Genomic DNA, 9,656 nt, shown 5'->3' with positions numbered 1-9,656 from the left:
GGCGCGAACCCCCTAGGGGGTTATTCATACATTTTATGAATCAAAAAGAGACGACATAAGTCGTCTCAAAAAAAGTCTAACTTTTGGGGGTCACTTCAAAAATTCTCCAGTTTTTTTTATGATGGTCGATTGTTTTTTAAAAATTCTCGAATTCCTATCACCCAATTAAAAGTTGTTGCTAAAAAGATAAATTGTCCTGGTCCAATAAATTGAATCCCTAGTAAATCAATCATCGTATAAATCAATACAGGTAAAACAGCTGCTCCTAAAACTACTTGCCATCCAATTGGTTTAGGGAATCGAATAAACACTTTCATAAATAATACAGCTATTAGTTTTACGAAGAAAGAAACAATCCATAAAATAACAAATAAATATACCGAATTAAAAAGAAAATACAGAACAAAAACAATGAGTAAACTTAACCAACTCATTTGTTGGAAAGTCGTTGCAATATCTTTGAAAAATGATTTATTCAAACTTTCTAACTGACTCAACTCAATTTTTTGATGGTTGATATTAGTTTCTAAATAAAAACCATCTTTTAATAAGGCAAATACAGGAATTGTAGCAGATGTTTCATTCAACAAATCTTCACTCGTTGTCTTTCCACTTTCATCAAAGACAAATATTAGACTATCTGTTTTATACACAAAGCCTTTATTTTTCTCTTGGGTTGTTAATTGATGATTTTTCACTTCAAATTCTGGTAATTGATGACTAATTTCTACTAAATCCTTCCCTAATGAGTGAAATAATCCCGCCATTTGAATCATACCTGGCAACATTAATAATAGGCTTAATAAGAAAAATACACGTTTTGAAGATTTCATTGGTTTCTCAATAATTTTCCATAATTGATTTGGGTTGAAAATTGTCAGTCCCAAAAACTCTTTTAATGTCATTTAATACACTCCTAAAAATTGAACTGTTACATTTAATCTAACATATTTTACTTCCTTCTTGCAAGAAATGCCCTTTCTATCAACTTTATCTTTGCTCTTCAAAATTTAAATTTATTTTCAGATTAATTATTAGACATTTTCCATTTTATATTTTACACTGGAAAAGAAATCTGAACTAGGAGGCATTCATTATGCAAGAACAAAAAGTATTAGTTACTTTTTTCGGTGCAACAGGTGATTTAGCAAGTCGTAAATTATACCCAGCACTATTTCGTTTATTTCAAAAAGGATTTATCCGCAATCATTTTGCGGTCATTGGTACAGCTCGTCGTGAATGGACAGATGAACATTTTCGTGAAGTTGTTGTAAAATCTGTTCAAAGTTTAACAGAAGATGTCACTCAAGCAGAAGAATTCGCTAATCACTTCTACTATCAAGCACATAATGTAACAGATACTCATCATTATGTTGTCTTAAAAGAATTATCAGAAAAATTAGACCAACAATATGGTATTGAAGGAAACAGAATTTTCTACTTAGCAATGGCTCCTTCATTTTTCGGAACCATTACTCAACATTTAAAAAACGAAGCTTTATTAACAGAAAATGGCTATAATCGTTTAATTATTGAAAAACCATTCGGGAAAGATTATGCATCTGCTCAAATTTTAAATGAACAACTACGCCATTCTTTTGATGAAAATCAAATTTATCGTATCGACCACTATTTAGGAAAAGAAATGATTCAAAACATTACTGCTGTTCGATTTGCAAACCGTGTATTTGAAACAATGTGGAATCGCAATCACATTGACAATGTTCAAATTACACTAGCTGAACAAGTTGGAGTTGAGGAACGTGGTGGTTATTATGAAACAAGTGGCGCTTTACGAGATATGGTTCAAAACCATATTTTACAAATTTTAGCATTAGTCGCTATGGAGCCACCTCAATCATTTGAAGCAGTTCGTCAAAATAAAATTAATGTATTAGAACAATTACGTCACTATTCTCCTGAAGAAGTTTCCAAAAATTTTGTACGAGGTCAATATGGCCCTTCTTTAGATGGTAACTTACCTGGGTACCGTCAAGATCAAAATGTTTCGGATGATTCTAATATGGAAACTTATGTGGCTGGTAAAGTCTTTATCGATAATGAACGTTGGAAAGATGTTCCATTTTATGTTCGTACAGGTAAGAACTTAGATTCTAAAACAACTGTGATTGACATTGTGTTTAAAGAAGCAGATTCTCCACTATTCGAAAACGAAACAAAAGGAAAATGCCCTTCAAATCGAATTTCTATTCATATTACTCCTAAAGAAGGCTTCTGCTTTGTTATCAATTCAAAAGCTGTTGGAAATTCATACGGATTACAAACAAGTCATTTAGAAAAAATCTTTGATAAGAATTTTGGTTTAAATAGTCCAGAAGCTTATGAACGTTTAATTTTAGACTGTATGGAAGGCGATATGACGAACTTCACGCATTGGGAAGAAGTTGCTGCATCATGGAAATTTGTGGATTGCATTCGTCAAGCATGGGATAATGAGACTTCTGTACAATTCCCTAACTATCCTGCAGGTTCATCTGGACCACAAGAAAGTTTTGACTTATTAGCTCAAGACGGACGTTGTTGGGTACAAAAATAGACATAACAAAAAGAGTTAGAGGATGTCCCCCTAACTCTTTTTTTAATTGAACTAATATAACGCTGTAGTACGAGCATGAGACCGCAGAGCTGCTACCGTTCTAGTACTACCTCAGTCAAGTATATTTTTTTAACGCCCTCTCGTATGGTCACGTAAAGAACGAATGACTTGACGCCGTAGTACGAGCAATAGAATCTGTAGCTCAGATTCTATTGCAGGAAAAGTTGAGACCTTAGGCTCAACTTTTAGGCAAGAGACTCACACAGTGAGGCTACTGGCGTCCTAGTACTACCTTAGTCAAGTCTATTCGTTAAAGAAATTAATTCTTTTACATATTCTCCAATTGTCTCAATTGTATTTCTCAATGGTGCATCCGTAGAAACATCTACTCCTGCAGCCTTAGCAAGCTCTTCTGCAGATTTAGAACCACCCATTTTAAGAACTTCTACCCAACCTACAGCTCTATCAGGATTCTCTTGAATCATTTTAGCAACTTCAGTTCCGATTGTTAATCCAGCAGAATAAGTATAAGAATATAACCCCATATAATAATGTGGCTGTCTCATCCAAGTTAATTCCGCACCCTCTGTTAATACAACAGAATCTCCCCAGAATTGTTCCAATGTTTGACGATAAATTTGATTCAATGTTTCTGCATCTAAATTTTTACCCTCATCAACTAATCGATACACTTCTCTTTGATAGTGCGCTTCTAATAAATGCGTCACAAAATTATGGTAATAAGTTTTACCAATAATTTGCGAAATAATCCAACGTTTCATTCTAGCATCTGTTGCATTTTGCAATAAATAATTTTCCACTAGTAACTCATTAGCAGTAGATGGTGCTTCAACAAAATACATTGATGGTCTAGATAATTGAATATTTTGATGTTGATGCGCTAATTGGAAATGTCCTGCGTGACCTAATTCATGCGCTAATGTCATCACATCATTCATACTTTCCGTAAAGAACATTAAAATAAATGAATTTGCTCCATAAGGAGACGCACAAAATGCTCCTGTACGTTTTCCAATCGTTTCCGCATAATCAATCCATCTTTCATCAAAGGCTCTCTTCATAATCGCTAGATAAGATTCGCCTAATGGTTTTAGCCCATCTAAAATATATGCTTTTGCTTCTTCATAGCTCACTTTTGGTGCAAAATGAGGATCTACTTCTAATTTTAAATCTTCATATCGCACTTCATCTAACTGATAAATTTTTCCAATTAACCCAGCATAACTTCTCATAATAGGCGCTAAATGTTCCATAATTAAATCAATTTGACGATTATATAATTCTCTAGAAACTTTTTGGCGATCTAATAAATAATCAATAACTGAATCAAATCCTCTTAAAGTAGCCATTGTTTTTTCTTTTTGAACTTGAGCATTATAAGTAGAAGCTGTACTATGTTCATATTTACGTAATGTGTTTGAAAACACTTCGAAAGCTTTTCTTCTGACACTTGTATCTTCATCTGACTCCAAACGTTTTTCAAAACTATTGTATGTCATTTCAAATTCTTTTCCATCCACTTCAAAATTAGGGAATTGAATATCTTTGAATTTAATATCATTATAATTTTGATAAGGGAAATCTAATGTATTTCCTAGTGCTGCTAATACCGATTCTACTTCTTTTGATAATAAATGTTGTTTATCTTCTAATAATCTTTCAAGATAAATGTTATTTTCTGGATTTTTTGAAGCTTCTGCTAATAACTCTTCTTCTAATTGACTTAATTCTGGAGAGAAGAAACTTAATGTCGCATCGCATTCTGCGACTACTTTTCTCGTTTGTGCTAAACGATTTTGCGCTTCTCTATCCTTTGTATTTGCATTGACTGCTAAACTTGCATATTGAACAATTTTTCCACGTAATTCTAAAATTTCACGATAATCTGCTAAACTTTGGTGAATCGCTTCTACAGTGTTGATTTGATTTTCGAATGTTTTACAGAAAGTTTCTACCAATTGTTTATAAAATTTGATAGATTTTTTATAATCCTCTTCTGTTTTGAATAATAATGATAAATCCCATGTTTGTTCTACTGGAACTTCTGTTCTTTCTTTCATGTTACCACCTCTTTATAGAATAGTCCTATTGTAGAACGAATTAGAAACACTGTCAAAAAAATTATTCCAGCAAATTACTTATAAAAAAATAGAGGCTAGGAAAATCCTAACCTCTTTCTTAAATGATAAAATTATAGTTTTACAACGTTAGCTGCTTGAGGACCACGTGCACCTTCTTCAACTTCGAATTCAACAGCTTGTCCTTCGTCTAATGATTTGTAACCTTCAGATTGGATTGCTGAAAAGTGTACGAATACGTCAGTTCCGTCTTCACGTTCAATAAATCCAAACCCTTTTTCTGCGTTAAACCATTTTACTTTACCTTGTTCCATGAACATTTCCTCCTTGTGCCATCAGCACGGTTATTCATATTTCTGCCTGTGGTTCAAAAAGGAGTTCTTAAATCCCATTTCTATCCCTAACAAAAACACTACAGTCAGTATAGCATAATTGTAAGCCTTTTACAAGTCTATTTCCGAACAAATTTAGAAAACCTCTCAAATGATTCCTTAATAAAATAATGAAAAGAGTGAAAAAATACGAAAAATTTTCACTCTTTACAATAAAAATGTTATGGTTTTTCTGACAACAATTTGATTTGTTGCTCCAATTGTTCAATTTTCTGATCTTGCTGTTGAATATGATCTTTTAACTGAATGAACTCTTCACGATAAGCCTCAATTGGTGTTTTCGTACGTTTTGCGACTGTATTAAACACATATACAACTCCAAATAGTACAATAATGATGATGAATAAATAAAGCCAACTTGTATTTTTACGTGAATATTTTGCAAATGAATCCCCAAATTCTTTTAGATCATCACTTTGTGGATTTAGGTTATGTTTTGTCATTTCCTTCTATCCCCCTTCATTTCCATTTATCATAGGAAGTATACCATAAAGTTTAAGAAAACGGTAATTCCTTGGATAATTGTGTCATTGTTTCAAATCTTTCTCCTACTACTCCTTCATCACAAACTACTATTAAAATATCACCAGGTCGCAAGATAGTATCACCTCTTGTAATTTCTTCTTTTGCTCCTCTTCTTACAGTTGCAATCACAATATCTTTTGGCCATGGAATATCTCGAATCATTTTTCCTACTAATGGACTTTCCACCATTATTGGTACTTCAAAAGTTGTTCGTTTCCCTTTTGTTTCATGCGGATGTTCAGAGTCTAAACGTTCTGCTAAAATTTCATATATTGGACCCATCTTCATATAATCAGCAACAATATAAGCGGTCAGCGTACAGATTCCCAGTGGCATTAATTGATTTAATCCTCCAACCATTTCTGTTACAAGTAATAAAGCTGTTAATGGAGCTTTCCCTATTGCTGCAAAATAACCCGCCATTGCAAAGAAAACAAAACTCACTCGTAAACTAGGATCTACTCCAAAAAATTGAATTAATACTTCTGCATAAACTAAACCTAAAAGCGCACCAAGCGAAAGAATCGGTAAGAAAATCCCCCCTGGTAATCCTGTACCGTACGAAAGCATAGAATAAAATAATCGCAGTATAAATAAAATCGCTAAAAATTGAACCGTATGATTTTCTTGAAGCAATTCTAAAATCATTTCCCCGCCACCACCTAATACGTGTGGATTCCATAACCCTAATGGAATAATCGCAATAAAAGCAACAATACAATAATAGTAATTCGGAATAAATGGGAATAATTTTCCATAAATGGCAGGTAATTGTAAAGTATAATGATGATAAACCCACCCAAACAATCCTAAAACAATTCCTAATACAATCACATACCCATAATGCGTCATTGGAAATAGTTGATCATTTCCTAAATTTAAAGATGGACGTGCTCCAAAAATATGTAACGACACGAAATTCGAAACGATAGCAGCCGTTAACGTCGTTAAAGCTACTAATGGACTAAATGTATGATGAACTTCTTCTAATACAAACATTAATCCAGCAATTGGAGCATTAAAAGCTGCCGCTAATCCAGCTCCCGCTCCACTAGAAATCAATATATTTTTTTGTACTCGATTACTATTCAGCCCTTCTGCTACTCCTTGTGCTACAGAAGCTCCTAATTGAATAGAAGGACCTTCTCTTCCTAGTAATAATCCTGACCCAATCGAAATAGATCCCGCCACAAATTTTTTCCAACAGACAGACCACCAATTCATGTCCATCTTGCCTTGTAATTGTAATTCTACTTGTGGTATCCCACTTCCTTTAATATCTGGATCACTTTTAACAATTTGACCTAAAATGACAGCCATTACCATAGAAAATAGGAACCATACCGGAATCCATTGAGGAGATTCTTGTAAATATGAATAAACGGTGACAACTCCTTCTAATGTTTTTCCAAGAAATAATCGAAATAAACTTACCGTTGTTCCAACAAGTATTCCAATAATAGCACCTATTGCAATATAACTGCTTTTCCCAAATTGTTTACTATTAAACAATTTCACTATAAAACATCCTTTCACTCTCTCATTATTTCCATTATACCAAATTCCAATAGAATAAAAACTGTAATTCTGAAATGATGATACATTTCTATATAAAAAAGCAGACACTTATTTCAAATGTCTGCCTTGTTCTCATTAAGCTTCTTGATTAAAATCTGCTTCGTCTAATTCTGCCATTAATTGGTATAATTTTTCTTCTGTTAGTGTATCTTTTTCTTCTTTTTCGAACACTCGAATAATTTTTCCACGGTGCATCATCATTAAACGATTTCCATACCTTAATGCATCTGATAAATTATGCGTAATCATTAAAGCTGTTAATTGTTTTTCTTCAATAATTTCCTTTGTTAATTGCATAATTTTTCGTTGTGTTTTTGGATCTAGTGCAGCTGTATGTTCATCTAGTAATAATAATTCAGGAGTTCGTAATGTAGCCATTAATAATGAAACAGCCTGTCTTTGTCCACCGGATAACAATCCAATTTCTGCATCTAATCGTTCTTCTAATCCTAATTGTAACGGAGTTAATAATGCTTTAAATTGTTCTAATTCTTCAGCAGTATATCCTTTTTTTAACCCACGTTTTAATCCTCTTCTTAAAGCTAAAGAAAGATTTTCAGCAACTGTCATACGAGGCGCTGTTCCTTGTAATGGATTTTGGTAAACACGACTAATATATTTTGCTCTTTCGTATTCAGCTGTATGTTCAACTGCTGCTTCTCCCATATAAATATGTCCTTTATCTAATGGGAAACTTCCTGAAATGGCATTTAAAAAGGTTGATTTTCCTGCTCCATTTCCTCCAACAATTGTAATAAAATCCCCTTTATGAATCGTTAAGTTAATATCGATTAATGCATCATGACTTCTATTTGTATTTGGGTAAAATGTTTTATGAACATTTTCAATTCTAATATCCATCTTCTACCTCCTATTGTACACTTTTACGATGACTAATTTTGTAAATCGCTTGTTTAATTTGCGGAATCGTTAAGCAAATAGCGATTAATGCTGCAGACAATAATTTGAAATCATTTGGATCAAAAATATTTAATCGTAAAATTGATGCTTGTAATAAACGATAAATAATTGAACCAAAAATAATACATACTAATCTTCCAACAAATGATTCATCTGCAAAAATCACTTCTCCAATAATAATCGCTGCTAAGGCAATAACAATTGTTCCTAAACCAGAGTTGACATCTGCATAGCCATTATTTTGTGCTAAAACAGCTCCTGCCATTGCAATTAGCGCATTGGATAACATTAAGCCAAATACCGTCATTTGACTCGTATTAATCCCAAGAGAAATAGCCATTTTTTCATTATCCCCTGTAGCGATTAATGCTTGACCAATTTCAGTTGCAAAAAAGACATACATCGCTACAATTAGAATTCCAACAAATACAATTCCAATTAAAATAATATCAAAATACTTCGGTAATTCCATTCCCTCTAAAAAACTAAAAATCGTTTTATAATTTAATAAGGATAAGTTTGGTCGACCCATAATTCTTAAATTCACCGATAATAACCCTGTCATTGTTAAAATTCCGGCTAATAAACTAGGTAATTTACATACCGTAATTAAAAATCCTGTAACATATCCTGCTAAGGCGCCTACAAACATCGCAATAAATGTTGCTAAAAGAGGATGTACACCGTGTTGAATACACATGACACAAGTTGCGGCTCCTAATGGGAAGCTCCCTTCTGTTGTCATATCTGCAATATTTAAAATTCGAAAACTAATAAATAAACCTAATGATAAAATCCCCCAAAGTATCCCTTGAGAAATCGCTGAAATAACTAAATCCATATTTCCCTTCCTTTTCTATTAAATCTATATGTATAAGAAACTCAATGACTACTATACCTTATTCCATCCATATTAGCTATCATTATGAGTATTCTTTTAAATTAACTATTGAGGGTGGACAACTTTCTTGCCCAATCCCTCAATCATATATGTTTCTTCTCTAGACTACGTTTTACTACTCATTATTTTTTAGCAGTAACTTTTTGTGCTTTTTGAGCAATATCTGCTGGAATTGTAATTCCTAATTCTTTCGCTTTTTCTTCATTTAAGTAGATAACACCTTCATTTGCTAATTTAATTGGTGTATCCGCTGGTTTAGCACCTTTTAATACTTCTACTACCATTTTAGCTGTTTCTACACCGATTTGGTATTGGTCAACTCCTAACCCTAATACTCCACCATCAGCAACCATTGTATCTGCAGATGGGAATACTGGTATTTTTTTAGCATCTGTTGCTTTTACAACTGTAGCCATTGCACTAGCAATTGTATTGTCGATTGGAACAAAGATTGCTTCTACTTGGCTTGCTAAGCTTTCTGTTACTTGTTGAATATCGTTTGTATTTGCAATTGTTGCTACTTTTACTTCTAGCCCTAAAGCTTTCGCATCTTCTTCTGCTTGTTTAGCTTGTTTTACTGAATTATCTTCACTTGATGTATATAAAATGCCAACTGTTTTTAATGTTGGAACCACTTGTTTCATAATTTCTAATTGTTGTTTAATTGGTGTACGGTCACTAAC

The 9,656-nt window shown here is 33.0% G+C and carries 9 protein-coding genes; 1 reads left to right on the top strand and 8 read right to left on the bottom strand.

Annotated elements, in window-relative coordinates; all coding sequences use genetic code 11:
- Window positions 1–116 precede the first annotated feature (116 nt).
- A complete protein-coding gene (locus tag RYL55_RS07625) occupies window positions 117–905 on the bottom strand; it encodes a DUF1189 family protein (RefSeq protein ID WP_315008391.1) in 789 nt (262 codons plus the stop codon).
- A gap of 191 nt (window positions 906–1,096) precedes the next feature.
- On the opposite strand from RYL55_RS07625, the gene zwf reads away from it, so the two are divergent.
- Complete coding sequence (zwf, locus tag RYL55_RS07620; RefSeq protein ID WP_315008390.1) at window positions 1,097–2,557, top strand: glucose-6-phosphate dehydrogenase; 1,461 nt, start codon at window positions 1,097–1,099, stop codon at window positions 2,555–2,557.
- Window positions 2,558–2,850: 293 nt separating this feature from the next.
- Here zwf and pepF read toward each other — a convergent pair whose 3' ends face one another.
- The 7 genes from pepF to RYL55_RS07585 all read right to left on the bottom strand — a co-directional run.
- Window positions 2,851–4,638, bottom strand: coding sequence for an oligoendopeptidase F (gene pepF, locus RYL55_RS07615; protein ID WP_315008388.1), 1,788 nt, complete (start codon window positions 4,636–4,638; stop codon window positions 2,851–2,853).
- A gap of 131 nt (window positions 4,639–4,769) precedes the next feature.
- Window positions 4,770–4,970, bottom strand: a complete 201-nt coding sequence (locus RYL55_RS07610) for a cold-shock protein (protein ID WP_315008386.1) — start codon at window positions 4,968–4,970, stop codon at window positions 4,770–4,772.
- A gap of 239 nt (window positions 4,971–5,209) precedes the next feature.
- A complete protein-coding gene (locus RYL55_RS07605) occupies window positions 5,210–5,491 on the bottom strand; it encodes a hypothetical protein (protein ID WP_315008385.1) in 282 nt (93 codons plus the stop codon).
- Window positions 5,492–5,543: 52 nt separating this feature from the next.
- Window positions 5,544–7,091: a ClC family H(+)/Cl(-) exchange transporter gene (locus tag RYL55_RS07600; RefSeq protein WP_315008383.1), complete on the bottom strand. Its 1,548-nt coding sequence runs from the start codon at window positions 7,089–7,091 to the stop codon at window positions 5,544–5,546.
- A 135-nt stretch (window positions 7,092–7,226) separates the two neighbouring features.
- Entirely contained in the window at window positions 7,227–8,012 is a 786-nt protein-coding gene (locus RYL55_RS07595) for an ATP-binding cassette domain-containing protein (protein ID WP_315008381.1), read from the bottom strand.
- A gap of 10 nt (window positions 8,013–8,022) precedes the next feature.
- On the bottom strand, window positions 8,023–8,913 hold the full coding sequence (locus RYL55_RS07590; RefSeq protein WP_315008379.1) for an ABC transporter permease subunit: 891 nt from the start codon (window positions 8,911–8,913) through the stop codon (window positions 8,023–8,025).
- A 182-nt stretch (window positions 8,914–9,095) separates the two neighbouring features.
- Window positions 9,096–9,656 (bottom strand): ABC transporter substrate-binding protein (locus tag RYL55_RS07585; RefSeq protein ID WP_315008377.1); only part of this gene is annotated, 561 nt, incomplete at its 5' end.

It is taken from the genome of uncultured Granulicatella sp. (assembly GCF_963515615.1).
In the GTDB taxonomy this organism is placed as follows: Bacteria; Bacillota; Bacilli; order Lactobacillales; family Aerococcaceae; genus Granulicatella.
The sequence above is the reverse complement of the archived record's forward strand: the minus strand, read 5'-3'. Positions and strand labels throughout refer to the sequence as shown.

What these genes read in the sequence shown, in the direction of transcription:
- RYL55_RS07610 (WP_315008386.1), bottom strand. Translation starts at nt 4,970, where the DNA reads ATGGAACAAGGTAAAGTAAAATGGTTTAACGCAGAAAAAGGGTTTGGA.
- RYL55_RS07590 (WP_315008379.1), bottom strand. Translation starts at nt 8,913, where the DNA reads ATGGATTTAGTTATTTCAGCGATTTCTCAAGGGATACTTTGGGGGATT.
- RYL55_RS07595 (WP_315008381.1), bottom strand. Translation starts at nt 8,012, where the DNA reads ATGGATATTAGAATTGAAAATGTTCATAAAACATTTTACCCAAATACA.
- RYL55_RS07625 (WP_315008391.1), bottom strand. Translation starts at nt 905, where the DNA reads ATGACATTAAAAGAGTTTTTGGGACTGACAATTTTCAACCCAAATCAA.
- pepF (WP_315008388.1), bottom strand. Translation starts at nt 4,638, where the DNA reads ATGAAAGAAAGAACAGAAGTTCCAGTAGAACAAACATGGGATTTATCA.
- RYL55_RS07605 (WP_315008385.1), bottom strand. Translation starts at nt 5,491, where the DNA reads ATGACAAAACATAACCTAAATCCACAAAGTGATGATCTAAAAGAATTT.
- zwf (WP_315008390.1), top strand. Translation starts at nt 1,097, where the DNA reads ATGCAAGAACAAAAAGTATTAGTTACTTTTTTCGGTGCAACAGGTGAT.